The sequence below is a fragment of the Nostocoides japonicum T1-X7 genome (genome assembly GCF_001046855.1).
Lineage (GTDB): Bacteria > Actinomycetota > Actinomycetes > Actinomycetales > Dermatophilaceae > Nostocoides > Nostocoides japonicum.
On sequence record NZ_HF570958.1, the window covers coordinates 2,617,842 to 2,644,144 of the forward strand.

Genomic DNA, 26,303 nt, shown 5'->3' on the forward strand with positions numbered 1-26,303 from the left:
GAGTCGCTCGGTGCCGGCTGGTCGACCGGCCGGCTGGCCGGTCGCCAGACCGGGACGGTGGGTCGGGTCGGGGCGTTCTCGTTCAACGGCAACAAGATCGCGACGACCGGAGGTGGCGGCATGCTCGTCACCGACGACGCCGAGCTGGCCCGGCACGCGCGGCACCTTACGACCCAGGCCAAGGTGCCCGACATCGCATACCTCCACGACGAGGTCGGCTACAACTATCGGCTGACGAACATCGCGGCCGCGCTCGGCCTCGCCCAGCTGGAGCGGCTCGAGGAGTTCGTCGCGCGCAAGCGCGCGGTCGCGGCCCGCTACGACGAGGCGCTCAGCGGCACCGGCCTGACCCTGCCTCCCCGGATCGCGGGCCTCGACTCGACGTACTGGCTCTACTCCGTCCTCGTTCCTCACGCGGGCGAGCACGCGCGCGACGACCTCCTCCGTCACCTCGCGGATCGGGGTATCGGGGCCCGCGCCCTGTGGCGCCCGGTGCACGCTCAGCCGCCCTACGCCGAGCTGTCGGTGCTCGGGACCGGCGGCGTGGCCGACGACATCTTCCGGCGAGGTCTGTCCCTCCCCTGCTCGACGGACATCACCGACGAGGAGCAGGACCGTGTCGTCGAGGCGATCCTCGCTCGCTACCCTTGAGACCGGGTCGAGGCGGGCATCGTCCGCAGGCCCTCGAAGGCGAGGGCGACGACCGCCTCCGCGAGCTGCGTCGCGTCGACCTCCCCGCCCGGTCGGTGCCACTCCACGAGGGAGTTGACCATCCCGAACAGCAGCCGGCTCACGAGCGTCGGGGGCAGATCCTCGCGGAGGGAGCCCTCGTCGGCGGACGCGCGGACGAGCTCGGCGAGCCGCGTGTCGATGGCCCGTCGCCGCTCGAGAGCCCGCAGCTCCGCGGGACTGTTGCCCCGCACCCGCAGCAGCAGGGTGACGGCCGGCTGGTGCTCGACGAGCACCTCGACGCTGCGGCGCACGACGGACCGGAGTCGGTCGTATGCGGGGCAGCCGCCCTCTCCCTCGGCCGCCGGCGGGTCCGCGCCCGTCTCGGCGACGACCGCCTCGAGCTCGTCGAGGGACTCGTCGAGAGCGAGCCGGAGCAGGTGCTCCTTGCTCGGGACGTGGTGGTAGATGGCTGACTTGGTGAACCCGAGCTCCCGGGCCAGGTCGCCCATGCTCGTCGCCTCGTAGCCCTGCCGGTTGAACAGGTCGACGGCGGCCCGCAGCACCGCTGTCTGGTCGTAGCCCGGGCGGCCCCGGCGAGGGGTGGACGGCTCGGTCCGCGCCGCTGCGCTCATCGGCCCATGCCGCTCACCCGGTCGTCCCCTCGCCGTCGCCCTCGACGGGTGGCCACCTCTTGGCGACGAGGGTGAGGACGTCGTACGTCGCGACGGGGTCGCCGGCGGCGTTCGACACGACCGCGTCCCACCGCACCTCGCCGTAGTCGGCGTTCGTCCGCGGCGTGATCTGCTTGACGGTCAGCCGCACCGAGATCGCGTCCCCGGCCTTCACGGGGGTGAGGAACCGCAGGCTGTCGACGCCGAAGTTCGCCAGCACCGGACCGGGGTTCGGCTCGACGAACAGGCCCGCGGCGAGGGACACGACGAGGTAGCCGTGGGCGACGATGCCGCCGAAGAGCGGGTTCGCCCGGGCCGCCTCCTCGTCGGTGTGGGCGTAGAACGTGTCGCCCGTGAAGTCGGCGAAGTGGGCGATGTCCTCGAGGGTCACCGTGCGCGACGGCGACTCGATCGAGTCGCCGATCCGCAGCTCGGCGAGGCTCTTTCGGAAGGGGTGGACGGCCTCCACCCGGCGCCGGGCGCCCGTCGTCCAGCGGCCGGTGATCGCGGTCATCAGGTCCGGTGAGGCCTGGATCGCGGTCCGCTGCATGTGACGGAGGACGCCGCGGATGCCGCCGAGCTCCTCGCCGCCGCCCGCGCGACCCGGTCCGCCGTGCACGAGGACGGGCAGCGGCGAGCCGTGGCCCGTCGACTCGCCGGCGTCGTCGCGGTCGAGGACGAGGATCCGCCCGTGCCACGGCGCGAGGCCGAGCACGACGCGGCGGGCCACCTCCGGGTCGTGGGTCACGACGGAGCCGACGAGACTGCCGCTGCCGCGGGCGGCGAGCGCGACGGCCTCCTCGAGCGTGGCATACGTGAGGACGGTGCTGACCGGGCCGAAGGGCTCGACCTCGTGCGGCTCGACCGCTCCCGCGTGGGCACGCAGGAGGAGCGGCGCGAGGAAGGCGCCGCGCTCGGCGTCCGCATCGACGAGCTCGACGTGGTCGGGGTCGCCGACGACGAGATCCGCGGACGCCCTCAGCGCCTCGACGGCCTTGCGGACCTCGTCGCGCTGGGCGAGGCTGGCGAGCGCGCCCATCCGCACGTCCGGGTTGCGCGGGTCTCCGACGACGACGCGCGCGAGCCGCTCGGCCGTCAGCCCGACGACGGTGTCGACGAGGGACTCGGGCACGATGGCCCGCCGGATCGCCGTGCACTTCTGCCCCGCCTTGACGGTCATCTCGGCGACCAGGGCCTTGACGAACAGCTCGAGCTCGGGATCGTCGGGCGTCACGTCCGGGCCGAGGATCGAGCAGTTGAGCGAGTCGGCCTCGACGCCGAGGCGGACGCCGGCGTGCAGGACGTTCGGGTGGTCGCGCAGGATGCCGGCGGTGTGCGCCGACCCGGTGAAGGCGACCGAGTCCATCGGGCCGAGGTGGTCCAGGAGCGTCGTCGCGCTGCCGCACAGGAGCTGGAGGCTCCCCTCGGGGAGGATGCCGGACTCGACGATGCGCCGGACGACGAGCTCGGTGAGGTATGCCGTCTGGCTGGCCGGCTTGACGATGCTCGGCATCCCCGCGAGGAAGGCGGGGGCGAGCTTCTCGAGCATCCCCCAGACGGGGAAGTTGAAGGCATTGATCTGGACCGCGACGCCCGGACGGCTGACGTAGAGGTGCTGGCCGACGAAGGTGCCGGCCCGGCCGAGCGGCTCGGTGGGCCCGTCGAGGACGACGGTGTCGGCGGGCAGCTCGCGACGGCCCTTGCTCGCATACGAGAAGAGCGTCCCGAACCCGCCGTCGACGTCGACGAGCGAGTCCCGCCTCGTCGCACCGGTCCGGGCCGAGAGGGCGTAGATCTCGTCCTTGTCGGCGGACAGGTGGGCCGCGAGCTCCTTGAGCAGCTGGGCCCGCTCGTGGAAGGTGAGGTCGCGGATGGCCGGCCCCCCGACGTCGCGGGCGTGGTCGACCATCCCGGCGAGGTCGAGGCCCGCCGCGGAGATCCGGGCGACCTCCTCGCCCGTCGCGGCGTCGAGGAGCGGCTCGCCCTCCGCCTCGGACCGGAACCACCGCCCGGCGGCATAGCTCTCCAGCATCGCGGTCACGGCCGGGATCCTTCCCTCGACGACGGTGCCGCCAGCCTATTACAGACCGATCGGTCAGTAAATCCGGTCGCCGAGGCCCTTCTCGAGGGCGGCGATGATCTTCGGCCGCAGCTGGGAGCCCGGGATGACCTCGTCGACGGAGCCGACGTCCACGGCGCGGTGGATGTTGTGGACGCGGTCGAACTCCGTCGCGACCTCGCCGAGCTTCTCGCTGCGGACGTCGCGACGGGTCTCCGCGAGCCGGGTCGCGAGCTCGGCCCGCTCCGCTCCCGTCGCCTCGGCGACCTGCCGCTCCAGCTCGACGACGCGCGGGTCCTTGGCGGTCCGGGCGTCGACGTCGCGGGTGAAGACGACGGCCGCGGCGGGGGCGCCGCCGATGACACTGGCGAACGACCCCTCGACGGCGAGCACGGTCATCCGCGGGTTGAGCGCCTTGGAGAAGACGACGAACGCGCCTCCGTGGTAACGGGATACGACGCAGAAGACGATCGGACCGGCGAAGTTGACGATGGCCCGGCCGATCTCGGCGCCGTACTCGAGCTGCAGGCTGCGCATCGACTCCGGCGACCCGTCGAACCCCGACAGGTTCGCGATGACGACGAGCGGCCGGTTGCCGCTCGCCGCGTTGATGGCGCGCGCGGTCTTCTTGGAGGACCGGGGGAACAGCGTGCCGGCCGTGTAGACGTCCGGGCCGTCGGTGGGCGGGAATCCGCGCCGCGCGACGGACTTGGACTCGATGCCGATGAGGCATACGGGTATGCCGCCGAGGTGGGCGTCGTAGACGACGGACGTCTCCGCGTCGGCCATGCCGGCCCACCGCTCGAGGGTCCGGTGGTCCTGGTCGGCGACCGCCGCCATGACCGTGCGAATGTCGAAGGCCTTCTTGCGGTCGGGGTTCGTCTCGGACGAGAAGATGTCGCCGACCGTCGTGAAGCCCGAGTCGACGGGGTCGTGGGGGTATGCCGTGACGTCGCGGTCGACGGGGTCGGTCGTCGGTGCGCGACGCGGGCCCGGCTCGCCCGGCGCGACGTACGTGTGGTCGTAGTGCGCCATGAGGACGCCGAGCGCCCCCGCGAGGTTCGGCGCCCAGTACTGCGCCTGACCGTTGGGCCCCATGACGCGGTCGTAGCCGCCGATGCCGAAGTTGTCCTCGGCCGAGACGCCGCCGGAGAAGTCGAGGGACTGCTTGCCGGTGAGGACCATCGCGCTGTCGGGCGTCATGACGAGGATGCCCTTGGTGTGCATGAGCATCGTCGCCTCGGCGTTCCAGTAGGGCTGGGCGCCGACGTTGATACCTGCGACGACGATGTTGATCTCGCCGCCGGCCTGGGTGAACTCGACGATCCGCTTGAGGGCCTTGGCGACCCAGTCCATGTTCTCGGTGCCCGAGTCCATCGAGATCCGGGCGCCCGCGGAGATGGCGAACCACTCGACGGGGACGCGCATCGACTCGGCGAGGTCGAGCGCGGCGATGATCCGCGAGCACTCCGCCTCGGAGACGGCACCGAGGGCCCGCAGCGGGTCCCCGCACAGCAGGACCCGGGTGACCCCCTCGGGGTAGCGCTCGGTGGGCGTCGAGATGACGCCGGCGATGATCCCGGCCTTGTTGTGGCCGTAGGGCCGGTCGACGGGGACGAGCACTCCCGTGTCGTCGAGGTCGTACTCCGTTGCCGTGCCGCCGTTCCCGGCGATCATCGCCTGCAGCTCGTAGGGGTAGACGACGCCGCGCCGCCGGGCGAGGACGACCTTGCGCGTGTAGTCGTCGAGGGGCTTGAGCCGCTCGGTCGGCGGACCCTCGAGCGAGGTGACGACCCCGGCGCCGGGCTGGTAGTGGAACCGGGCGGCCAGGGGCACCTCGGTGCCGTCGGGGAAGGCGATCGTGCCGTCGACGAGCACCTCCTCGATGCCGGCGCCCGCCGTCAGCGGCGCGATCCGGTCCTTGAGGGCGGTGAGCTGCTCGACATCGGCGTCGATGGCGGGCCAGATGTGGACCCACACGTAGTTCATGTCGAGCCGGGCGCCCGCGGCGCCGTGGGCGGCACGGACCCGCCGGATCGCCTCGAGGCAGTTGGCGATCGCCCGCTCGGCGTGCGGCAGCCCGACGACCCGCCCGTCCTCGCCGCGGACGACGGCGAGCTGGCGGACCTGGGCGAGGGCGACGAGCCGCTGGTCGCTCTCGTTGCCCGGCGCGACACACCGGTAGAGGAGGACGTCCTCAGGTGCCTCGAGACGCGTGACGTCGAACTCGCGGAGCCGCCACAGGTTGAGGCGACGGCCGACCATGGGGTGGACGCCCCGGACGAGCGCGTCCTCGGCCATCGAACCGTCGGGCTGGGGGCGGAAGGTGTAGTACCCGACCGGACGTCCGGCACCAGGACAGACGGCCACCGCGACGCGACGCACCTCGTGGGCGAAGCGCAGTCGCGCGAGCCGCTCGGCGAGCACGACGCATGCCCCGTCGGGCGACTCCGGCGCGTCCGGCCAGGAGAGGTAGAGGTCGGCGACCCCCTGGTATCCCTCGGGCGCGGTCTCGAGCTGCGCGGTCACCGCGGCGACGAGGTCGCTGCCCTCGACGAGCTCCTCGACCGTCCCGATCGTCGTGACGAGGTGGGTGAGCCGGTCGTCGAGGGTGTAGTCCGCGATGGCGAAGGGCCGGCCGTCGACCGTCTCCTCGCGAAGGTCCCGGAGGGCGTGCTCGCGGTAGTGCCGCTTGATGAGGACGGCGAGCATCGGCTCGTCGGCCGGGAGCTCGGGCCCCTCGATGCGCTCGGCGAGGAACCGGACGATCTGCTCGGGGATGGCCGCGAGGCGGTCGATCCGGGCGTCGCGGTCGGGGCCCTTCGGCATACCCGCGATGGCGTCGAGCTCGTCGCGGACGCCCCCGAGGACGCTCTCGCGCTCGGCGTCGACGAGCGGCTGGTCGAACCACCGGAACCGGACGCTGCGGGCCAGGTCGCCGACGACCGGGAACCGCAGCTGCGTCGCGGTGACGAGCCGCTCGAGGATGTCGCGGGCCCTGCCGTCGAGCGGTGGCTGCGGCGGCGGCTCGGAGATCCACCGCTGGAGGAGCGCGGTGACGAGGGTGACGTCGGGGGCCGAGCGCTGCTGCGCGAGGAAGACGCGGAAGACGGCCTGCTCCAGCTCCGGCGTCCGGTCGAGGTCGGTGACGCCGTAGTGCCGCAGGACCCGGCTCAGCTTGGTCCGGAAGTCCTCGGGGAGCGCGCCGCGCTCGGGGTCGAAGCTCTGCAGGTAGGTGTGGAAGTGCTCGCGGGGGCTGTGGACGCGGTTCTCGAGGTGGAGGTCCTCCCCCGCCGGGCGGTTCCGGGACAGCTCGGCGAAGTCGGAGAAGGCCTCGACGAGGGAGAGCTCCGCGACGAGCGAGGAGTCGCCGTCGGTGACGAGCTCGTCACGCTCGGAGAGGTATGCGAGGAGGGTGCGGCCCTCGTCGCGGGGGTCGATGTCGTAGCCGAGGAGCATCGCCGACAGGTCGCTGCGGTGCCGGTCGGCCCGCGCGGCGAGCCCCAGCGGGAGCGAGCCGCCGTCGGGCAGGTCGAGGTCGACCTGCTCCTGCGCGCCCGGCGCGGCCGCCTCCTCGTCGCCGTCGCCGACCGGCTCGAGGCGCACGAGCGGGGCGCCGGTCTCGACCTGGCTGCCGGCGGACACGAGGAGCTCCTTGACCCTCGCGGCGAACGGCGCGGGCAGGACGGTCTCCATCTTCATCGACTCGAGGACGAGGACGGGTGATCCGGCGGCGACCTCGTCGCCGACGGCCACCGGCGTCGCGACGACGAGCGCCGGCGCGGGCGAGCGCAGGACGCCGCCCTCGTCGAGGCTGACCCGATGGGTCACGCCGTCGACCTCGACGAGCTGGACGGGCCCGTGGGTCGCGGTGACGAGCCGGTGGGTGCGCCCGCCGATCGTGATGCGGCTCTTGTAGTCGTCGATGCGGTCCAGCTCGGCGTCGACCGTCTCCTCCGTCGTGCCGCTCGCGATGACGACGCGGAAGCGGTGCGGACCGATCCGGGAGACCGTCACCTTGTATGCCGTGCCGCGCAGTTTGAGGTCGACGGCCCGGCCCGTGCGGTGCTGGACCTGAGGCCGTCCTCCTCGCGCGGTCTCGATGAGCCGCGTCCGCTCGACGGCCTCCTCCGTCGCATACGCCTCGATGCCCGCGGCGACGAGCGCGACGCCGGAGTGCCGGTGGGCGACGAGGCGACCCTGCGCGCGGACCCGGTCGATCCAGCCGGTGTCGGCGCTGCCGTCGATGACCTCCGGCGCGTCGAGGAGGTCGAGGACGAAGCTCTTGTTCGTCGACCCGCCCTCGATGACGACCGTCGTCTCGGTCATCGCCCGGCGCAGCCGGGCCAGGGCCTCGTCGCGGTCGCGGCCGACGGCGATGATCTTCGCGATCATCGAGTCGAAGTCCGCCGGGATGGAGTCGCCCTCCCCGACCCCCGTGTCGACGCGGATGCCGGGGCCGGACGGCAGGTCGAGGAGCGCGATCCGGCCCGGCGACGGAGCGAAGTCGCGGTCCGGGTCCTCGGCGTTGAGCCGGGCCTCGACGGCGTGGCCGACCTCGGTGGGCCGGTCCCCCTCGAGGCGACCTCCGGAGGCGACGTGGAGCTGGAGCTTGACGAGGTCGGTGCCCGTCGTCAGCTCGGTGATGGGGTGCTCGACCTGCAGTCGGGTGTTGACCTCGAGGAAGGCGAAGAACCGCTCCCCCGGGTGGTAGAGGAACTCGACGGTTCCGGCACCGGCATACCCCACGGCGACGGCGAGGCGCTCGGCGCTCGCCTTGAGCTCCTCGGCCTGCTCCGCGGACATGACGGGCGAGGAGGACTCCTCGATGACCTTCTGGTTGCGGCGCTGGATCGAGCAGTCGCGGACCCCGATCGCCCAGGCCGTCCCCTGGCCGTCGGCGATGACCTGGACCTCGACGTGGCGCGCCCCCGTCACGAGGCGCTCGAGGAAGACGACGCCGGAGCCGAACGCGCGGGCGGCCTCGTCGCGGGTCCGCTCGTACGCGTCGGTGAGGTCCGCGTCGGAGGCGACCATCCGGATGCCTCGTCCGCCGCCGCCGGCCGTCGCCTTGAGCATGAGCGGGTACCCGATGTCGGCCGCGGCGATCTTCGCGTCCTCGAGGGTGTCGACGCCGCCGCGGCTCCACGGCGCGACGGGCACGCCGACCTCCTCGGCGATGAGCTTCGAGCCGATCTTGTCGCCGAGCTTGCGCATCGCCTCGGGGCTCGGTCCGATGAACGTCACGCCGATCCGGGCGCACAGCTCGGCGAAGTTCGGGTCCTCCGCGACGAAGCCCCAGCCGACCCAGGCGGCGTCCGCCTTCGTCGCGACGAGCGCCTGCTCCAGGACGGCATAGTCGAGGTAGGGCCGGTTCGCCGCCGGTCCGAGGTCGTATGCGAGGTCCGCCTCGCGGACGAACATGGCCCGCCGCTCGCCCTCGGTGTGCAGTGCCACGGTCTCGATCCGGTGCCCTCCTGGGCCGGCCTCGGCGTTGAGGTCACGCACGGCGTGGATGAGCCTCATGGCGGCCTCGCCCCGGTTGACGATGGCAATGCGCGAGAACATCGAGGGTCTACCTCCGACGGCGTCGATGACGGACGAGGCCCGGGGTACGGGCGTCTGGGGTCACCCTGCCACCTCTGGCACCGACTCGCGAGTACCGGTGGCACGGACTCGCGAGGACCGCTGGCAGGGACTCCCGAGGACCGGTGGCACGGACTCGCGAGGACCGCCCCGCACCCCGTTATCCCTGGCCATCTGCCACCCAATCGGGGCCTGTGCACCACCCGTCCCCGCCCGACCCCCTCCACGCCTGGCCATCTGCCACCCAATCGGGGCCTGTGCACCACCCGCCCCCGCCCGACCCCCTCCACGCCTGTCCATCTCCCACCCAATCGGGGCCTCTGCACCACCCGCCTGGCGGTCTGCCACCCAATCGGGGCCTGTGCACCACCCGTCCCCGCCCTACCCCCTCCACGCCTGGCGGTCTGCCACCCAATCGGGGCCTGTGCACCACCCGACGCCTTTCCGGCGCGGGTGCGCGTCCGACGCCGGGTCTCCGCATACTGAATCCATGGCTTGTCTCGTTAGAGTCGCTCACATGGGCGACGAGCTGAGCGGGACCGCGTGGACAGTCGTCGAGCTGTCCGGTGAGCCGACGCAGGAGCCGAGGCCGCAGGTGCGGTTCGGCGAGGACGGCAGGGTGTCCGGAACGACGGGTGTCAACCGACTCATCGGGACGTATGCCGTCGACGCCGACGGGCTCCTCGACCTCAAGGGTGCGACGACCCTGATGGCCGGCCCCGAGGCGGCGATGCGTCAGGAGTCGGCGCTCCTGCGGGCGATCGGCGCGCCGGTGCCGTTCACGCTCTCGGCGGACCGCCTCGAACTCGCCGCACCCGATGGCTCCGTGGGGGTCGTCCTCGTTCCGGCTGCCGGCGATCCGGTCCTCGTCTGAGCCTTGCCCCGATGGCGCTCAGGCCCCGATCGGGTGCCAGATGGCCAGGGGCGGGGTTCGGGGTGGTGCAGAGGCCCCGATCGGGTGCCAGACCGCCGGGCGTCGAACGTGGGCCGGGACCGGGACGGCGTGGATCAGGCGGGCGTGGGGGCCGGGCGGACGGCGTGGGCCTCCTCGCGGTGGTACTCCCGCACCGGGCGGTAGCGGTCGTAGAGCGTCGTGATGAGGGTGATGAGCAGCAGGAAGAAGAGAGCGTGGCTGAGCCGGAACCCTCCATGGAACAGGCTCGCCACGACGACGATGGCCTCGTTGACCACGAGCTGGGCGAGGAACTGCAGGACGAACCGGTCGATCGTGTGGCCCCGGCGGACGAACAGCAGCCCGGCCGCACCGTTGACGACGACGAGGCCGGTGACCCAGCCCGCGACGACCTTCGGGGACTCGGTCACGCCGGGCAGGATCTCGGCGAAGATGACGCACGTGAGGGCCGTGAGGACCACCTTCTCCACGAGGTTCCAGTCCCACAGCCTCCAGGTCTGCGCCCGCCACGAGCTGCGCTGCCGGGCGCTCGCGAGGGATGCGGGCATCGGCGGGGCCGCGATCTGCAGCCTCCAGTCCCCGGGGGGCAGGCGGTAGGTGATGGCCCACCAGGCGATCGCGACGACGAGCAGGATGCCGATGACCATGACCCAGATGATCCAGGGGTGGGCCGCCATCTCGTCGGTCATGTCGAGCTGCGCGACGTGGATCCACCACTCCTGCGGAAGCTTGATGAAGATCCAGATGAAGGCGGCGATCGAGATGACGAGCCGGGGCGGCATCCGCCGGGGGTCCCAGCGCAGGCGGACCGCCTCGTAGGCGATGAAGAAGTACTCGAAGGTGTTGGGGAAGATGAGCAGCACCCAGCGGTACGACGAGGGGTCGGCGATGTCGTGGGCGATCTCGAAGATCGTCACCCCGACGAGCCGATAGAGCCAGAGGAACTGGGCCGTGACGAGCGCGGTGAGGTTGGTCCAATTACGCATCGTCGCGAGGTAGGCCATCGACAGGTAGAAGACGTCGAGCGACTTGTCGTAGCCCTGGTAGGCGTTCTCGATCTGGATCCAGAAGTCGTGCGAGAGGAAGGTCTGGAAGATCGTCTGGTCGTAGCCGTCGACGACGAGGCACACGAGGATGGCGGGCAACGGCCACCGCGGGATGAGCATCGGGACGATGAACCGAAGGCCGACGATCACTCCGAGGATCGCCAGGTCGCCCGATGTGGCATAGCTCATGGGGTCATCCTGCCGGAAGGTCGGGCCGTGGCCGGGCAGCCATGCGGGGGTGCCTGGGTCGCCGGCTCACCGAGAGACCGGTGGCGCCACGAGTCGTCGGGGCGCACCCAGGCGGGTCGATCAGCCCTTGAGGGCCCCCGAGAGGACTCCCTGGATGAACTGGCGCTGGAAGAAGGCGTAGAGGACGAGGACGGGGACGCAGACGAGGACGGCGGCGGCGGACATCAGGTTGAGCTGCTGGGTGTACCGGGTGGAGAACGAGCCGAGGGCCACCGTCACCGGCATCTTCTCCGGGTCGTTGATCATGACGAAGGCGAGGAAGTAGTCGTTCCACGTCCACATGAACATGAGCAGGACCATCGTGATGATCGCCGGCCGCACGACCGGGACGATGATCGACAGGAGGGTCCGCATCCGTCCGGCGCCGTCGAGCTCCGCCGACTCGACGAGCTCCCGGGGGACCGCGAGGAGCGTCGCGCGCATCCAGAAGACGCCGAAGGAGACGCCGAGCCCCGTGTGGGCGATCATCAGCCCGACGAGGCTGGAGGTCAGCCCGAGCGAGCGCATCTGGTAGTAGAGCGGGACGAGGATCCCCTCGAGGGGGATCATGATGCCGGCGAGGAAGAGCGGGAAGAGGAACTTCGATCCCGGCGCCCGCAGGACGGTGAGCCCGTATGCCGCGAGCGACGAGGCGACCGTCGTGAGGGTCACCGCGCCGAGGCAGATGATGAGGCTGTTCAGCAGGTGCCTGCCGAAGTCGGACTGCACCCACGCGTCGACGAAGTTCCTCGGTCGCAGGCCGGTGAGGTCGACACCGGCGTTGGCCTGCGGGCTCAGGGCCGCGAGGAGCAGCCAGCCGACGGGCAGGACGACGGCGAGGGCGAAGATGGTGAGGATCGCGTAGTTGACGATCTTCTCCAGGCGCGAGGCGACCATCGTCAGTCCTGCTCGCTGACGCGGACGATGACGAGGGCGAGCAGCAGGCATACGACCGCCATGACGACGCCGATCGCCGCCGCGGCACCGACGTCGCCGATGGAGAACGCCTTGACGTAGAGCAGGAGCGACGGCGTGATCGTCGACGTGCCGGGTCCACCGCGCGTCGTGAGCCAGACGAGGTCGAAGGTGCGCAGGGCCCCCGTCACGGTGAGGACGAGGGCGACGGCGATCTGCGGTCGGAGGGCGGGCAGCGTGACCGCGAAGAACTCGCGGACCGCACCGGCACCGTCGACCCGGGCGGCGTCGTAGAGGGAGGTCGGGATGGCCGCGCTCCCCGACACGAAGAGCACCATGCACAGCCCGAGCGTCGTCCACGTGCCGACGAGCCCCAGGGCGGGCAGCGCCCACGTGAAGTCGCCCAGCCAGTCCTTGGTCAGCGCACCGAGCCCGACGGCCTCCAACGCCGTGTTGATCGGCCCGTCGGGGCCGTAGAGCTGCTTCCAGAGGACGGCGACGACGACCGAGGTGAGCACCTGGGGAAGGAAGATGACCCAGCGGTAGACGGCGTAGCCGCGCCGCGCGTGCCGGGCCAGGAGGCTCGCACTGAGCAGACCGAGAAGGATGGGGACGAAGGCGTAGAAGACGACCAGGACGCCGATGTGCTCGATCGCGATGCGCAGCTCGGGGTCGCTGAGGAAGTCGGTGTAGTTGCCGAGCCCGACCCACGTCGGCGTCGACACGCCGTCCCACGAGTAGAGGGAGATGTTGACGCTCTGAATCGCGGGATAGAGGACGACGCCTCCGTAGAGGAGCAGCGCCGGCAGGATGTAGAGCCAGCCGACGAAGCGCCCTCGCCGCTTCCCGTGCATCGGGAGGGTCAGCCCTGCGACTTCTGGAACGCGTCGTAGTCCTTCTGGCAGGCCGCCACGAGCTGTTCCGGGGTGATCTTGCCCGCGAGCAGGAGCTGGCACTGGGCCCCCATCGTGTCGAGCATCGTCGGGGTGGCCCAGTCGAAGTAGGGCACGAAGCCGTCGGACTTCTGGACCCCGGCGAGCTCGCCCAGCTCGTCCTTCAGGAGGGGCCCGGTGTCGGCGGTCGCCTCGAAGGTGTCGAGGAAGGGCATGATGCCCGTCTGGACGGCCAGCTCGCCGGCGGCTCGGCTCGAGACGAAGTCGAGCCACAGGGCGGCCGCGTCGGCGTGCTTGCTGTTGGAGGCGATCGAGAAGTTCTGGTTCGACGCGCCGACCGCGCGCAGGTCGCCCTGGGTCGGGAGGAGGAAGGTGCCGAAGGCGTTGCTCTTGGCCTCTGTCTGGAAGGGGAGCGAGTCGGAGTAGTAGAAGTAGAAGACCCCGCTGCCGCCGACGAAGGCGGTGCCCGAGTCCGCGGACGGGGTACCGGCGAAGTTCTTCGGGAAGTAGCCGGCCTTGGCCCACGCCTGGTAGGTCGTCGCCGCCTCCTTCATCCCCGTGTCGGCGGCCGTGCCTCCGACGCCGTAGACGAAGTCGGAGATCTTCTGCGTCTCGGCGTAGTTGCACATGAGCGCGAAGAGCGTGGTCGTGCTGAGCCACTGGTCCTGGGTGCCGATCATCATCGGGATCTCCCCGCCGGCCTTGGCCTTCGCGAGGGCGTCCTGGAACGCGTCGAACGTCGTCGGGACGGACACACCGAGCTTGGCGAGCTTGGACCGGTTGTAGTAGATCGTGATGAACCCGCCCTGGGCCATCGGGATCCCGAAGAAGTCGCCCTTGCCGATGCTCTTCCCGTCGGGCGTCACCTGGTGCTGGCGCGCGATGGTCGCCGGGATGCGCTTGTCCCACCCGTATGCCGCGACCCACGGCGTGAGGTTCTTGATGAGCCCCGCCTTCGCGAGGGTGCCGATGCCCTGCCAGCCGTTGTTGGCCGGGACGACGTCCGGTGCGCTGGGGTCGGACAGCTTGAGCTTGAGGGTCTTGTTGATGTCGTCGAAGGTCCCCGACGTCCGTTTGACCTTGAGGTTCGGGTACTTCTGGGTGAAGGCCGCGTTGACCTTGACGATCCACTGGGCCTGCAGCGAGGTCTTGTCGGTCCAGGTGTCCATCTGCGCGATGGTGACGTTGCCGAGGGCGCTCGCGTCGGTCGTCACGCTGGCCCCGGCGGAGGTGGTGGCGCTCGACGATCCCCCGCCGCCCGGGGCGCACGAGGCGAGGGGCACGGCCGCCGCTCCCGCGAGGGCGAGCCCCAGGAAGGTCCGCCGGTCGGTCGTGGCTCGGGGATGGTTCATCGGTCCGCTCCTTGTCGTGGCGATGCGCAGGCTGGGTCGGGTCGGTCGGGGGAGGTCTCGGAGGTGGTCACTGAGCATCCTCGTGGACACGGTCGTGGATGAGGTGGAGCGGGCCACGATCCGTCTCGGGCATCGGCGCGGGCACCTCGAAGGTGGATCGCACCTGTTGGGTCACGCCGGTCCGGGCCGCCTCCATGGCTCCCAGCATGACCTCGAGGACGTGCCGTGCGTGGTCGGGCCGGGTGTACGGCCGCTCCCCGCGGCGGACGCAGTCGATGAGATGGCGCAGCCCGTCGGTCCACGGCCAGTACCGGGAGCGGGAGTGGTAGGTCTTCCAGGCACCGACGGCGTTCTCCCATAGCTGCAGGCCGTCGGGTGCCCAGTCGTCGCCGAGCATCTGGATCGTCCCGTCGAGCCCGTAGACCTCGACGGCCGGGGACTCGTACTGCTGCATCCCGAATGCCGTCGTCACGGTGGCGAGGGCGCCGTCGCCGAGCTCGAGGACGAGCTGGTAGGTGTCCTCGGTCTCTACGGCGATCTCCTCGCCCTCGACGACGCGGGTCGGACGGCTCGTGGCCGCCATCGCCGTGACGGACCGGCACGGCCCGAGGAGGCCGGTGAGGGTCGTGACGTTGTAGACGCCGAGGTCGAACAGCGGGCCGCCACCCTCGCGGTAGAACCACTGCCCCCAGTCCGGACCGTCCCAGCCGTACCGGGCCCGCGCGAGCAGCGGCCGTCCGACGGCGCCGGCGCGGATCATCCGGGCCATCTGCTGGTAGTCGGGGCTGAGGAGCACGTGCGGGGCGCACAGCAGATGGGCCGGGCCCGTCCGGTCGAGCTCGACGAGCCGGTCGGCCTGTTCGAGATCGACGGACATGGGCTTCTCGACGAGGACGTGGTGGCCGGCCCGCAGCGCCCGCTCGGCGAGGTCTCCGTGCTCGCGCATCGAGGTGAGGACGAGGACGATGTCGAGGGCGTCGTCGGCGATGACGGCCTCGGGGTCGGTCGTCGCCGAGGCGACGGCGCAGCGCTCGGCGACCTGGGCCAACCGGTCCTCGCGAAGGTCGCAGACGACCGGCGCCAGGGCCGCGCCCTGGGCGATCTGGTTGACCAGGAGCGGCAGGTACGCATGCTGCATGACGCTGCCGCAGCCGATGATGCCGACCCGGACCGGTCCGCGCACGTCTCCTCCTCGGGAGCCCCGGAGCCCGACGGGAGGCGGACTCGACTCGTCGTGAACCTACCAAGGGCAGACCAGTTATGCCAGCAGCCCGGCTCAGACGTGGCGCACCGGGCTCGGGTCGTGACATCACTGGTATGGAACTGGCATGTTTGGTCCATGCCTTCGACTCCCCCCGCGCGACGGGCCACCCCCCGCCCCCGCTTCGACGCACCCCGGGCCCTGCGGCGGGACGACGCGTCCCACCACGTGTGGGGGGACGAGCGCAGCGGCATCGTGAGCGACCGGGTCGTCTCCTCCAGCGACCAGCTCCACGTCCTGGAGTTCCAGCTCGCCCCCGGCACCGGGTTCCGTCACAGCGCGGCGAACCCGACCCTGTTCGCCGCGGACGTCGCATACCTCTGTCTCGAGGGCACCCTCGTCGTCGCGGACCCGAGCACCGGTGAGGTCTGTGTGGCGCCCGCGGGTACGGGAGTCGCGATCGCTCGGGACACCTGGCATCACGGCTTCGCTCTCGGCGACCGGACGGTGACGGTCCTGGAGTTCATGGCGCCGCCGCCCTCCCGCGGCACGGCGTCGACCTACGGGCGGACCAAGCCGCTCCTCGAACGGACGACGTACGCCGACCCGAGGTGGTCGGGGCGCTGGCCGCAGGCGCGGGCCGAGCAGGCGTCCGCGCGCCGGCTGGTCCCCCTGCGTCTCGAGGAGGCCCTCGTCACCTTCCGGCAGAACAGCCCGGCCCACCTCGTCCGGGTCCTGCTCGACAGGGAGCACCTGCGGGTCGTCCATGGGACGCTCCAGCCGGGCGCGGTCGACGCGTTCGCCGAGGTGCGCGACGAGTCGGTCCTGCGCGTCCTCGAGGGCGAGGTCTGGGCGGACGTCCGGTCCCCCGGGGACGCGCCGGACTACGTCGTCGACAGCGTGCGGCCCGGCGACTGCTTCATCCTCCCGGCCGGCTGCACGGCCCGGCTCCTCGAGCGGTCGGGGCACGTCGCGACCTACCTCATGGGGTCCGGTCACGTGCCGGACGGCTGGCAGCCGTGACGGTCGTCGGGCTCGACGTCGGCGGCACGAAGATCGTCGGCGCCCGCTTCGGCCCCGAGGGCCCGGTGGGGCGGATCGAGGTGCCCACCCCGTGCGCCGACGGACGCCGGGACCCCGGGTCGGCGGCGGCCCGCGGCCTGCTCCAGCGCCTCGTCGGCGAGGCGACGGACGGGGTGCCGGCGGTCGGGATCGCCATCTGCGAGTATGTGAGGGACGGCACCGTCACGAGCCGCGAGGTCATCGACTGGGAGGGTCAACCCCGGGACTGGCTCTCCGGCTCGCACCCGGCGGTCCGGGTGTGGGTCGAGTCCGACGTCCGGTGCGGCGCGATCACCGAGATAGCCCGAGGAACGTTGCGGGACAAGGGCGTCGGCTACTACGTGTCCTGGGGGACCGGCCTGTCGGGATGCCTCGCCGTCGGCGGCGCACCGGTCGCCGGACGCCGAGGGCGGGCCATCGCGCTCGGTGAGCTCCCGGCGCCGGAGGGGCCCACGCTGGAGTCCTACGCCTCCGGGGCCGGGCTCGCCAGACGGTATGCCGCCCGGTCGGGCCGACCGGTCAGGGAGGCGAGGGAGGTGCTCGCCGCCGCGTCGTCGGGGGACCCGGTCGCGACGGAGGTCGCGACGAGCGCGGGACGCGCCCTCGCCGAGGCGCTCCGCTGGGTCGTGCGGCTCCTCGACCCCGACGTCGTCGTCCTCGGCGGCGGGCTCGGCACGAGCGACCATCCCGCCGCCGCGGCGCTGCGCGAGGCGTGGGCTGACGCGCCGGAGCAGCCACCCCTCCTCACCGCCTCGAGCGGACCCGACGCCTCCCTCGTCGGCGCCGCGATCCACGCCGGCTGGCGGCCGTCATGACGTCGGCGTGAGCGCCGGCGAGCGGAACAGGTCGGCCTCGAACCGGTACGCGTCCCCCCGGTAGACGTTGAGCGTCGTGAGGAGCGGAAGCCGGTCGACGGTGTACGTGACGTCCTGGGCGACGAGCACCGCCGCACCCGTCGCGAGACCGAGCAGCTGGGCCTGGCGCTCGTCGGCGTTCATCGCCTGGACGGTGTAGGAGGACCGTTGGAGGACGAAGCCGTGCGCCTCGAGGATCTCGTAGAGGGACCGGTCGGTGAGCTCCTCGTCGACGAGCCAGCCGGCCCGGGAGACCGGCAGCACGGCCGTCTCGATGGTCACCGGCACGGCGTCCATCCCACGCAGCCGGACCAGCTCGACGACCGGGGCCGTCGGGGCCACCTGAAGGGCGGGCGCCTCCTGGAGGGTCGCGGGGCGCGTCGAGCAGGACAGCACCGTCGCCGTCGCGCGCAGGCCCCGCGACCGGGCCATCTCGGTGAAGGACAGCAGCATGCTCGGCGGCTCGCCGAGGACGATCTGCGGGACGAACCATCCGCGCTGTGCCGAGGCGACGAGCGCGTGCTCGTCGGCGAGCCGGGCGAGGACGAGCCGCAGCGTCGAGCGGCTCACGGTCAGCCGCGCGGCGAGGCTGCGCTCCCCCGGGAGCCGGGAGCCCGGTGGGTAGATGCCGCGCTGGAGCATCTCCGACAGCTTCCGGTAGGCGCTCTCCTGGGCAGCGGCCTGTGGCATGGGCCGAAACATACCAGCCGGCGAACCGGCCACCAGCACGTCGAGCCGCGCACTCCCGGCCTCTGCCGCCATAGTGGCCTGACTGGTATGGTCGCCTGGTGCGTGTGACTCCTGCCGTCGTCGCCGATGCCGGCGCCGTCGGCGCCGCCGCGGCCGACATCGTCCTCGCCCGGCTCGCCACGCACCCCGCCGACCGGCGCTTCCTGCTCGGCTGCCCCGGCGGACGCAGCCCGCTCACGACGTATGCCGCGCTCGGCCGAGAGGCCGGCGAGCGCGGCCTGGACCTCAGCCGGCTCGTCGTCGTCATGATGGACGAGTACGTCGTGCGCACCCCCTCCGGAGACCTCGTCGCGGAGGATCCCGGCGCGGCGCACTCGTGCCGGCGGTTCGGCCGGGTGGAGATCGTCGACCGCCTCAACGCCGGTCTGGACCCGGCTCGCCGGGTTCCGTCCGAGAGCCTGTGGGTCCCCGACCCGGGCGACCCCGACGCCTACGACGGCCGGATCGCGGAGGCGGGCGGCGTCGACGTGTTCCTCCTCGCCAGCGGAGCCACCGACGGCCACATCGGCTTCAACCCGCCGGGGTCCGGCGCCTTCTCCCGCTGCCGGATCGTCGACCTGCCCGACTCCACCCGCCGCGACAACCTCGTGACCTTCCCGAGCTTCGGAGGGCGCCTCGACGCCGTCCCGCAGCACGGCGTGACGGTGGGAATCGGCACGATCCGTGAGCTCTCCCACGAGGTCGTCATGGTGCTGCACGGGTCGGACAAGCGCGAGGCGGCGCGACGGCTGACGCGGGCCACCGCATACGACCCGGACTGGCCGGCGACCATCCTCGCCGACTGCCGCACCCCGCATCTCATCCTCGACGAGGCGGCGGCCGACGCGACCGCCTGACCGATGGGGTCGGCGCCCACCCGGACGACCCCGATCCGACCTGACCGCACGACGAGAGGACGACCGTGGCACGCATCAAGATGGCATACGTCGGAGGGGGGTCCAGCCGGGCCGCGGGGACGATGGCCTCCTTCCTCTGGCACGGCGCGCAGTTCGACGGGTCGGAGGTCGTCCTCATCGACCGCGACGCCGAGCACCTCGAGCTCGTGCGGACGATCGCCGGCCGGATGGCGAAGGCGCAGGGGGTCGACGTCACGGTCACCGCGACGACCGACCAGCGCGCCGGGCTGGAGGACGTCGACGCCGTCCTGTCGAGCTACCGGCCGGGCGGCTTCGAGATGCGGCAGCAGGACGAGCTCATCCCGATGCGGCACGGGATCATCGGGCAGGAGACCCAGGGGCCGGGCGGCTTCATGATGGCGATGCGCTCCATCGCCGCGCTGCGGACCATCCTCGCCGACCTCGAGGACGTCGCTCCGAAGGCCCGGATCTTCAACTACACCAACCCGGTCAACATCGTCTCGCAGGCGGTCACCGACAACACCGACTGGCCGATCCTGTCGATGTGCGAGGGTCCGATGATCTTCTGGCCGCCGCTGCTCGAGACGGCGGGGCTCGACCCGGCGAGGGCGAGGGTCGTCATGGCCGGCGTCAACCACAACTGCTGGTCCACCGAGCACACCTACGACGGCGAGGACCTCATCGCGCTCCTCGAGGAGCGGTATGCCGCCGTCGCCGACGACCCGGCGATCCCGCTGTGGGACAAGCGGATGCTTCACCTCGCCGTCGCGATGCGGTCGATCCCGTCGGACTACTTCCGGTACTACTACTTCGGCGACGAGGTGCTCCGGGAGATGCGGTCGAGGCGCCTGACGCGTGCCGGCGTCCTGCTCGACGCGCTGCCCGGCTACTGGGCGCACTACGCCGAGCAGGCGGAGTCCGACGACCCCGCGCTCGACCCGGCCCGCTCCCGCGGCGGGATCCACGAGCTGGAGCTCGCGATCGACGTCATGGCGGCCTACTACAACGACGAGCCGGCCGAGCTCCCGGTCAACCTGCCCAACGCCGGAGGTGCCCTGCCGGGCTTCGACAGCGACACCGTCGTCGAGGTGTGGTGCCGGGTCGACGGGCTCGGGTGCGACGCCGCTCCCCCAGCGGCCGCTGCCGCACCAGGTACGAGGGATCGTCCAGACCCTCGCCGAGTTCCAGCGGCTCGCCGCGTATGCCGCGTGGCACGGCACCCGCGCCGACGCCGTGCGGGCGCTCGTGGCCCACCCCTTCGTCCGCAGCCTCGCCGTCGCGGAGGAGCTCTACGACGAGCTGGCCTACGCGAACCGCGACTACCTCCCCGAGCGCCTCCTCGCATGACCCCCGCGGCGGGGTGGTACCTCGGGGTCGACGCCGGCAACAGCAAGACGGTCGCCGTCGTCGCCGACGCCGCGGGGACGATCCTCGGCTACGGACGCGCCGGGCGCGGTGACATCTACGACCCCGCCGGCGAGAGCCGGGCGGTCGGCGAGGTCCGTGCCGCCCTCGACGCCGCGCTGGCGGCCGCGGTCGCCCGGACCGGCTCGCCGGGCGACGTCCTCCACACCGCGTTCTGCCTCGCCGGCATCGACTGGGACCGGGACCTCGAGTACTGGGAGACGACGCTCCGCGGCGAGCTCAACTGGCCCGGCACGTGGTCGATCCGCAACGACGGCTTCGCCCTCCTGCGGGCCGGGGCGCCCTCCGGCGTCGGCGTGGCCCTCAGCGCCGGCACGGGGGCCGCGGTCGCCGGGCGCGGGCCGGAGCCGGACGGTCCGGGCGCCGGCGGTGGGCCGACGAGGGAATGGAGCGCGTCGTGGTGGATCACCCATCCCATCGGCGGCCACGCCCTCGGCTCGGAGGCGCTCGACGCGGTCGTCCGGGCCGAGCTCGGGCTCGGCGAGCCGACGTCCCTCACCGACGCCCTCCTGGAGACCTACGGCCGACCCCACGTGTCCGACCTCCTCGAGGCCTTCACGGGCCGGCGAGGGCTGGGGATGACCGGCTTCGCGCGCGCCGCCCGGACCGTGCTCGACGTCGCCGGACGCGGCGACCCCGTGGCGCGGCGGATCGTCGAGGGGCAGGGGCGGTGGTACGCCGCCTACGCCGAGGTCGCCGCGGACCGCGTGGGGATCGACACGAGCGCGGCATTCGACGTCGTCCTCGGCGGGTCGGTCCTGCGCAGCGAGCGCCCCGAGCTGCGCGAGGCGGCGATCGCGGCCCTCGCCGTCCGGCTGCCGGCGGCCGTCCCCGTCGTCGCCGAGCGGCCGCCCGCGCTCGGAGCGCTTCTCCAGGGGCTCGCCGAAGGCCTCGGCGGGCTCCCGGACGACGTCCTCGCACGGGTCGACGAGCAACCGCTTCCCGCCGACCTCTTCCTCACCTGAGCCTCCCTCACCACCTGCACGAACCTCTGCTGGCTAGGCGTCGGCGAAGACGGCTCGGTACACGTCCTCGCCGAAGCTCGTCGGCAGGGGCGGGGCGACGCTGAGCCGATAGCCGCGGGAGCCGTCGTCGTTGCGATCGGCCCGCAGGAAGACCGTCCCGGGCCGGGCCCGCACCTCGTACCGGTGCGCGAGGTCGTACATGTGCGTGACGATGACGACGCGGACCCCGGAGTCCTCGAGGGCGTCGATGACGTCGGTGGCGATGTCCGACCCCTCCCGCTCGTTCGTCGCGCCGAACGACTCGTTGCCGAGGAGCACCGACCCGGGCCCGATCCGGTCGGCGATGAGGCTCATCCGGGCCAGCTCCTCGTCGAACTTGCCCGAGGTCATCGTCGCGTCCTCCTCCCGGCGGAAGTGGGTGTAGATCCCGGCGGCAAGGCCGGTGGCCAGCTCCGAGGCGGGCACGAAGAGTCCCGACCGCGCCATCAGATGGGCGATGCCCAGGCTGCGCAGGAAGGTCGACTTGCCCCCCTGGTTCGCACCCGTGACGACGACGAGCCGGGCGTCGTCGGCGTCGAGGTCGTTGCCGACGGCGCGCCGGCCGAGGTGCAGGGCGAGGCAGGGATCGTAGAGGTCCCGCGCGCGCAGCCGCGGATCGGAGGGCTCGTGGACCTCGGGGAAGGTGACGGGCGCGTCGAGGGCGCGGAGCCGGTCATGGAGGGTGAGAGCCCCGACGTAGAAGCCGACCTCCGTCCGCAGCGCCCGGAAGTAGGACAGGACGTGCTCGGCCGCCTCCCCCAGGCCGGCCGCGACGATGTCGAGCCCGCGGTCCCGCAGCTCGCCGAGAGCCCGGAAGCTGCTCTCGTCCCGATCGGGGATCGTGAATCCGTGGTTCGGCTTGCGGAGAACCGACTTCGTCGTGAACCATCCGGACCGGTTCTCCGGGTTGGGACGGCGCAACACGTATGCCGTGCTCTGGTTGCCCGCTCCGAGGCGCGCGCTGAGGACGAGGCCTCCCTTGAAGTGGAGCATCGACAGGTGCTCCTCCACCTCGGCGAAGTAGGCGTCGTCGAGCTGGTCCTCCAGCTCGGCGAAGAACCGGGTGAACCCTGTCGACCGGAACGACGCGGCGTGCTCCTCGCCGAGCCGGCGCAGCGTGCGGAGGACGTCGAGGAGCATCTGGACGACCTGGACCGACCGGGTCAGCAGTCCTTCCCCGTGGTCGCTGAAGAAGCCGCGATAGATGCCCCGTTCGCCCTCGAGCGCCTGGCAGGCGATGGCGTAGAGGCGCCGGACGACGTCGGAGTTGGCGAGGCAGTCGGCGAGGACGTCCTGGCGGTAGTGGACCTCGTCGACGGTCGCGGGTCCCGCGAGCATCGTCTGGCGGACGGCGAGGAGGACGACCTCGTCGTCTCCCGCCATGGCCTGCCACAGCGTCTCGAGGTCGAGATCGGAGACGACCTCCCGGGTCACGCTGTCGACGTGGAGGGCGAGCGTGTCGAGAGCCGCCTGACGGTTGCGGGGGATCTCCACGGCCTCGACGTCGCGATCCGCATACAGCAGGTGCACCTTCATGCCCTCACGCCCTCGACCACCTGACCGTGGTCGGTGACCCTCTCGGCCACTCGGCCGTAGGTGAGGCCGTACTTCTCCGCGACGGCCCGGGCATACGCCTTCCCGTCCGCCGGCCGGCGCTCGACGCGATAGGTCCGCGTCGCCGGATCCTCGGGGTCCACGGCGCTCACCATGCTGACGGTCCTCTCGTCGAGCGTCGACAGCTCGTCGAGGAAGGTGACGCACACGCCGAGCGCGTCGAGATCGATGACCCGGCGCAGCATCGCCCGGGACAGGAACAGGGCGTCGTCCACGGTCGTGGAGCTGAACATCTCGTTCATGATGACGAGGCTGCGCGCCGTGGCCCGGCGGAAGTCCTCGGCGAAGCGCTGCAGCTCCTCCTGGAGCTTGCCGGCCAGCATCGCGGGATCCTCGCGCCGCTCGAAGTGGGTGTAGATGGCGTCGCACAGGTAGAGACGGACGTTCCGCCCGGGCACGGGACACCCGAGGGCGGCGAGGTAGTGCAGCTGGCCGACGGTGCGGGCCGTCGTCGTCTTCCCGCCGTTGTTGGGGCCGGTGATGACGAGGATCCGCTCCGGGCCGGACAGGCTCAGGCTGTTGGTGACGAGGGGTCTCCGCTCGCCGACGAGCCGGGCCGCGAGGGCGATGTCGAAGGTGTCCGTCGCGTTCTCCTCCTTGTCCTCGGCGCTCACCCGGGGGAAGTCGAACCGCAGCCCGGCGACCCGGAGCGGACGGAGGTGGTCGAGGTAGGCCAGGTAGAACTGGACCTCACGGTCGAAGGTCACCATGACGGGGTCTCGGAACTCCGCGTGCTCGCGACGGAACCGGTCGAGCGCGGCGAAGGGTCCCGGGAACACCTTGGCGACCTGGTCGAGGATGCGGGCCTCGACCGGGTCCAGGTCACCGCCGGACCAGTCGTGGGCCTCCGTCGCCTGCTGCGGGTGCTGCTGGAACCGGGCGAAGGTCCGGGCGACCTCGAGGCTGTAGTCGGCCTCGTCGTCGTAGGGCCCGACCGTCACGTGAGCGCCGTGGAGCCAGACGTCGTAACGGATCTCGTCGAGTGCCGACCTGACCTGCGCGGCCTCCTCGCGCATGCCGACGAACCGCTGCGACACCGCATACCCCGTCGCGTAGGCGAGGAGCCCGCGGAGTCCGCGCGAGTCGGGATGGGCCTCGTCGAGGTCCGCGACGAGCCGCCCGATCGCCTCGGCGTAGGCAGCTGCCGCGTCGAGGAACCAGCGGGCCTTCTCGTGGCGCTGGTAGCGCCGCGAGGCCTTGACGAGCCGGCCGCGGACCCCCTCCATATCGTCGGCGAAGGCGAGGACCGCGGCGAGGACGCCGTCGCGCTCGAGGTCGCGGAAGACCTCGTGCCGGTAGACGACCGTGTCGACCTCGGTGAGCGGCGTCCGGAAGTACCCGGTCAGGGCATGCCGCGGGCGGCCGGCGACGACGGCCTCGACGACCTGGTCGAGGTTGAGATCCCCGAAGCAGCTCGGCTCGGGCCGGTCGTCGACGTCCGGTGGTGCGTCGGATGCCCCGAAGAGGATGCTGCGGAAGCTCAGTGCGAGGTCCTTCGGGTCCTCGCACCGGGCGGCTGGATGCGCGTCGGCCCGGTGTCGCGTCGCGGAGGCTGCTCCCTCAGGCATGGGTGCCGTCCTCCCGCTGGCCGACGGATGGGCGCCAGAGGTTCCCCAGGTATGCGGCCCCGTCGGGGTGGGCGTGCCGGGCGGCCCCCCGGAGGTGACCGGCGAGCGGAGGCCGCATCCGCAGCCCACCCAGCTCGTCCAGGGGCACCCACTGGGCGTGCCGGAACTCCTCGATCGACGCCGGCGCCCCGTCGCCCTCGACGCGTCCGGCGAAGACCAGCTCGACGGACCGGTGGACGTCCGGCGGGGCCGAGGTCACTTCGAGGACGAAGAGGCATCGGCCGATCCGAACGTCGAGACCGGTCTCCTCGGCAGCCTCCCGGCGGGCGCAGGCGGCCATCCCCTCGAACGCATGCGGGCTCCCGCCGGGGAGCACCCAGTCGCCGTGCTCCCGGTCGCTGTCACGCCAGGAGCGGTGGAGGAGAAGGACCGAGTGGTCCCGGATGACGGCGACCGAGCATCGTAGGTCGACCTCCGTGCGTTCGGGTCGTCCGGTGCCGGTGGCCAGTGGGGTGGTCGCAGACATGGGAAAGGCTCCTCGACGTGTCGTCGTAGGAGCCATCAGCGGTCGCAGTTCGGAGCGTCGCCCCGGGTGGGTTCCATCACCCGCCCTATCAGTCAACCCGGCGGCGCCATGCGCGTCAAGCGGGACGAGGCGTGGCGCGCGCCACTCCGGCGTACCCGGAGGTGATGACGGCGAAGACCATCCAGGCACCGGCATACCCGAAGGCGACGCCCGGCCCGAGCCAGGCCCACAGCGCGCCGGCGACGACCGTCGCCCCGAGGTCGCCGACCGCCTGGGTGAGTCCGAGAGCACCGAACGCGTTTCCCCGTAACGGTTCTGGCGTGGCCAGTGCCACCGCGGTCGACGAGGCGGTCTCACCGAGGCCGATCCCGCACCCGGCGAGGAGGAAGGCGGCGACCAGGCCCGCGCCGCGCGGCCCGACCGCGAGGAGCGCATACCCGACGACGTAGGAGACCGCCGCCGTCACCAGGACCAGCCGCGGCCCACGCGTGTCGGCGAGGGCGCCCGCGAGGAGCGCGGCGAGCGCGGCGACGGCGTTGTGCGCGGCATACAGCAGGACCGCGACGGAGGCGGCCCGGCTCGGCGGCCAGCCCGGTCGGGCGGCGAGCAGGTCGGTGGCTCGCAGGATGAGCAGGGTCGTCGCGAGGTTGCCGAGCTCGAAGCAGGCCAGCGGCACGAGGACCCGCGTCACCCCGGCGCGGTGGAGGGCACCGAGGCCCAGCGACAGGCGGCGCCGCGCGGCGGACTCGACGAGCGTGCGGCGGGCCTCTCGGGCGGCGACGGTGATCGCCACGGCCGCGAGCATCCCGGGGACGATCGACAGCAGGATGGTGTGGCGGATGCCGAGGGTCCCGACGAGGACGGCGGCGAGCAGCGGCCCGACGATCGCGCCGAGGTTGTCACCCGCCCGCTCGACGCCGAAGGCTCGGCCGACGGCGCCGCGCCGCGACAGGTCCGTGAGGAGGGTGTCCCGGGCCGGCGAGCGCAGTCCCCGGGAGACCCACGCGAGGGCGCGGAGCACCGCGACCTGCCAGACCGCCGTCGCGACGCCGATCGCGGCGGTCGCCACGGCGGTGCCGAGGTACCCACCGGCGGCCAGGCGACCCC

The 26,303-nt window shown here is 72.2% G+C and carries 19 protein-coding genes, 1 pseudogene and 1 riboswitch; of the genes and pseudogenes, 7 read left to right on the forward strand and 13 right to left on the reverse strand.

All coding sequences use genetic code 11. The annotated features are described in order from the left end of the window. On the forward strand, nucleotides 1–651 hold a 651-nt coding region (locus BN12_RS11710), incomplete at its 5' end, for a DegT/DnrJ/EryC1/StrS family aminotransferase (protein WP_048552667.1). Here BN12_RS11710 and BN12_RS11715 read toward each other — a convergent pair. The 3 genes from BN12_RS11715 to BN12_RS11725 form a co-directional block, all read right to left on the reverse strand. After that, entirely contained in the window at nucleotides 642–1,304 is a 663-nt protein-coding gene (locus BN12_RS11715; protein WP_048552669.1) for a TetR/AcrR family transcriptional regulator, read from the reverse strand. The genes BN12_RS11710 and BN12_RS11715 overlap by 10 nt on opposite strands. Nucleotides 1,305–1,317: 13 nt before the next feature. Beyond that, on the reverse strand, nucleotides 1,318–3,375 hold the full coding sequence (gene paaZ, locus BN12_RS11720) for a phenylacetic acid degradation bifunctional protein PaaZ (RefSeq protein WP_200901326.1): 2,058 nt from the start codon (nucleotides 3,373–3,375) through the stop codon (nucleotides 1,318–1,320). A gap of 63 nt (nucleotides 3,376–3,438) precedes the next feature. Next, nucleotides 3,439–8,970, reverse strand: a complete 5,532-nt coding sequence (locus tag BN12_RS11725) for an ATP-binding protein (protein WP_048552672.1) — start codon at nucleotides 8,968–8,970, stop codon at nucleotides 3,439–3,441. A gap of 535 nt (nucleotides 8,971–9,505) precedes the next feature. On the opposite strand from BN12_RS11725, the gene BN12_RS25180 reads away from it, so the two are divergent. Next, on the forward strand, nucleotides 9,506–9,862 hold the full coding sequence (locus BN12_RS25180; protein WP_048552673.1) for an META domain-containing protein: 357 nt from the start codon (nucleotides 9,506–9,508) through the stop codon (nucleotides 9,860–9,862). 134 nt (nucleotides 9,863–9,996) lie between these two features. On the opposite strand, the gene BN12_RS11735 is transcribed toward BN12_RS25180, so the two are convergent. The 5 genes from BN12_RS11735 to BN12_RS11755 form a co-directional block, all read right to left on the reverse strand. After that, complete coding sequence (locus BN12_RS11735; RefSeq protein WP_048552674.1) at nucleotides 9,997–11,136, reverse strand: hypothetical protein; 1,140 nt, start codon at nucleotides 11,134–11,136, stop codon at nucleotides 9,997–9,999. Nucleotides 11,137–11,256: 120 nt separating this feature from the next. After that, complete coding sequence (locus BN12_RS11740; protein WP_048552676.1) at nucleotides 11,257–12,072, reverse strand: carbohydrate ABC transporter permease; 816 nt, start codon at nucleotides 12,070–12,072, stop codon at nucleotides 11,257–11,259. A 2-nt stretch (nucleotides 12,073–12,074) separates the two neighbouring features. Next, the gene (locus BN12_RS11745; RefSeq protein ID WP_048552678.1) at nucleotides 12,075–12,944 is read right to left on the reverse strand and encodes a carbohydrate ABC transporter permease; all 870 of its coding nucleotides are present in this window, start codon (nucleotides 12,942–12,944) and stop codon (nucleotides 12,075–12,077) included. 8 nt (nucleotides 12,945–12,952) lie between these two features. Continuing rightward, nucleotides 12,953–14,335: an ABC transporter substrate-binding protein gene (locus BN12_RS11750; protein WP_048552680.1), complete on the reverse strand. Its 1,383-nt coding sequence runs from the start codon at nucleotides 14,333–14,335 to the stop codon at nucleotides 12,953–12,955. 67 nt (nucleotides 14,336–14,402) lie between these two features. Then, complete coding sequence (locus BN12_RS11755; protein ID WP_157635463.1) at nucleotides 14,403–15,518, reverse strand: Gfo/Idh/MocA family protein; 1,116 nt, start codon at nucleotides 15,516–15,518, stop codon at nucleotides 14,403–14,405. A 156-nt stretch (nucleotides 15,519–15,674) separates the two neighbouring features. Between BN12_RS11755 and BN12_RS24500 the strand changes: the two genes are divergently transcribed. Both BN12_RS24500 and BN12_RS11765 read left to right on the forward strand, forming a co-directional pair. After that, nucleotides 15,675–16,559, forward strand: coding sequence for a cupin domain-containing protein (locus BN12_RS24500; protein WP_157635464.1), 885 nt, complete (start codon nucleotides 15,675–15,677; stop codon nucleotides 16,557–16,559). Then, nucleotides 16,556–17,413 (forward strand): ROK family protein, encoded by an 858-nt coding sequence (locus BN12_RS11765; RefSeq protein ID WP_048552685.1) that lies wholly within the window; start codon nucleotides 16,556–16,558, stop codon nucleotides 17,411–17,413. The genes BN12_RS24500 and BN12_RS11765 overlap by 4 nt, the downstream gene beginning before the upstream one ends. On the opposite strand, the gene BN12_RS11770 is transcribed toward BN12_RS11765, so the two are convergent. Then, complete coding sequence (locus tag BN12_RS11770) at nucleotides 17,408–18,142, reverse strand: GntR family transcriptional regulator (RefSeq protein ID WP_048552686.1); 735 nt, start codon at nucleotides 18,140–18,142, stop codon at nucleotides 17,408–17,410. The genes BN12_RS11765 and BN12_RS11770 overlap by 6 nt on opposite strands. 98 nt (nucleotides 18,143–18,240) lie before the next feature. Between BN12_RS11770 and BN12_RS11775 the strand changes: the two genes are divergently transcribed. The 3 genes and pseudogenes from BN12_RS11775 to BN12_RS26700 all read left to right on the forward strand — a co-directional run bounded on the left by BN12_RS11775 (nucleotide 18,241) and on the right by BN12_RS26700 (nucleotide 20,406). Then, nucleotides 18,241–19,038, forward strand: a complete 798-nt coding sequence (locus BN12_RS11775; protein ID WP_048552687.1) for a sugar phosphate isomerase family — start codon at nucleotides 18,241–18,243, stop codon at nucleotides 19,036–19,038. Between the two features lie 80 nt (nucleotides 19,039–19,118). After that, nucleotides 19,119–20,150 (forward strand): annotated as a pseudogene (locus tag BN12_RS26695) (family 4 glycosyl hydrolase); the annotation flags it as partial. After that, the gene (locus tag BN12_RS26700; protein ID WP_407667821.1) at nucleotides 20,110–20,406 is read left to right on the forward strand and encodes a family 4 glycosyl hydrolase; all 297 of its coding nucleotides are present in this window, start codon (nucleotides 20,110–20,112) and stop codon (nucleotides 20,404–20,406) included. The pseudogene BN12_RS26695 and the gene BN12_RS26700, both read left to right, overlap by 41 nt. A 1,076-nt stretch (nucleotides 20,407–21,482) precedes the next feature. On the opposite strand, the gene BN12_RS11790 is transcribed toward BN12_RS26700, so the two are convergent. The 4 genes from BN12_RS11790 to BN12_RS11805 all read right to left on the reverse strand — a co-directional run. Then, nucleotides 21,483–23,024: a MutS-related protein gene (locus BN12_RS11790; protein ID WP_048552694.1), complete on the reverse strand. Its 1,542-nt coding sequence runs from the start codon at nucleotides 23,022–23,024 to the stop codon at nucleotides 21,483–21,485. Beyond that, complete coding sequence (locus BN12_RS11795) at nucleotides 23,021–24,670, reverse strand: MutS-related protein (protein WP_048552696.1); 1,650 nt, start codon at nucleotides 24,668–24,670, stop codon at nucleotides 23,021–23,023. The genes BN12_RS11790 and BN12_RS11795 overlap by 4 nt, the downstream gene beginning before the upstream one ends. Further along, complete coding sequence (locus tag BN12_RS11800; RefSeq protein ID WP_048552698.1) at nucleotides 24,663–25,196, reverse strand: NUDIX domain-containing protein; 534 nt, start codon at nucleotides 25,194–25,196, stop codon at nucleotides 24,663–24,665. The genes BN12_RS11795 and BN12_RS11800 overlap by 8 nt, the downstream gene beginning before the upstream one ends. Before the next feature lie 19 nt (nucleotides 25,197–25,215). Further along, nucleotides 25,216–25,286, reverse strand: a riboswitch (Fluoride riboswitch). A 25-nt stretch (nucleotides 25,287–25,311) separates the two neighbouring features. Continuing rightward, nucleotides 25,312–26,303, reverse strand: a 992-nt coding sequence (locus BN12_RS11805) for an MFS transporter (protein ID WP_048552699.1), incomplete at its 5' end; no start/stop codon positions are given.

Excerpts from the sequence above, each read along its gene's own strand:
- BN12_RS11715 (WP_048552669.1), bottom strand. The coding sequence starts at position 1,304 with ATGAGCGCAGCGGCGCGGACCGAGCCGTCCACCCCTCGCCGGGGCCGC.
- paaZ (WP_200901326.1), bottom strand. The coding sequence starts at position 3,375 with ATGCTGGAGAGCTATGCCGCCGGGCGGTGGTTCCGGTCCGAGGCGGAG.
- BN12_RS11725 (WP_048552672.1), bottom strand. The coding sequence starts at position 8,970 with ATGTTCTCGCGCATTGCCATCGTCAACCGGGGCGAGGCCGCCATGAGG.
- BN12_RS25180 (WP_048552673.1), top strand. The coding sequence starts at position 9,506 with ATGGGCGACGAGCTGAGCGGGACCGCGTGGACAGTCGTCGAGCTGTCC.
- BN12_RS11735 (WP_048552674.1), bottom strand. The coding sequence starts at position 11,136 with ATGAGCTATGCCACATCGGGCGACCTGGCGATCCTCGGAGTGATCGTC.
- BN12_RS11740 (WP_048552676.1), bottom strand. The coding sequence starts at position 12,072 with ATGGTCGCCTCGCGCCTGGAGAAGATCGTCAACTACGCGATCCTCACC.
- BN12_RS11745 (WP_048552678.1), bottom strand. The coding sequence starts at position 12,944 with ATGCACGGGAAGCGGCGAGGGCGCTTCGTCGGCTGGCTCTACATCCTG.
- BN12_RS11750 (WP_048552680.1), bottom strand. The coding sequence starts at position 14,335 with ATGAACCATCCCCGAGCCACGACCGACCGGCGGACCTTCCTGGGGCTC.
- BN12_RS24500 (WP_157635464.1), top strand. The coding sequence starts at position 15,675 with ATGCCTTCGACTCCCCCCGCGCGACGGGCCACCCCCCGCCCCCGCTTC.
- BN12_RS11770 (WP_048552686.1), bottom strand. The coding sequence starts at position 18,142 with ATGCCACAGGCCGCTGCCCAGGAGAGCGCCTACCGGAAGCTGTCGGAG.
- BN12_RS11790 (WP_048552694.1), bottom strand. The coding sequence starts at position 23,024 with ATGAAGGTGCACCTGCTGTATGCGGATCGCGACGTCGAGGCCGTGGAG.
- BN12_RS11795 (WP_048552696.1), bottom strand. The coding sequence starts at position 24,670 with ATGCCTGAGGGAGCAGCCTCCGCGACGCGACACCGGGCCGACGCGCAT.
- BN12_RS11800 (WP_048552698.1), bottom strand. The coding sequence starts at position 25,196 with ATGTCTGCGACCACCCCACTGGCCACCGGCACCGGACGACCCGAACGC.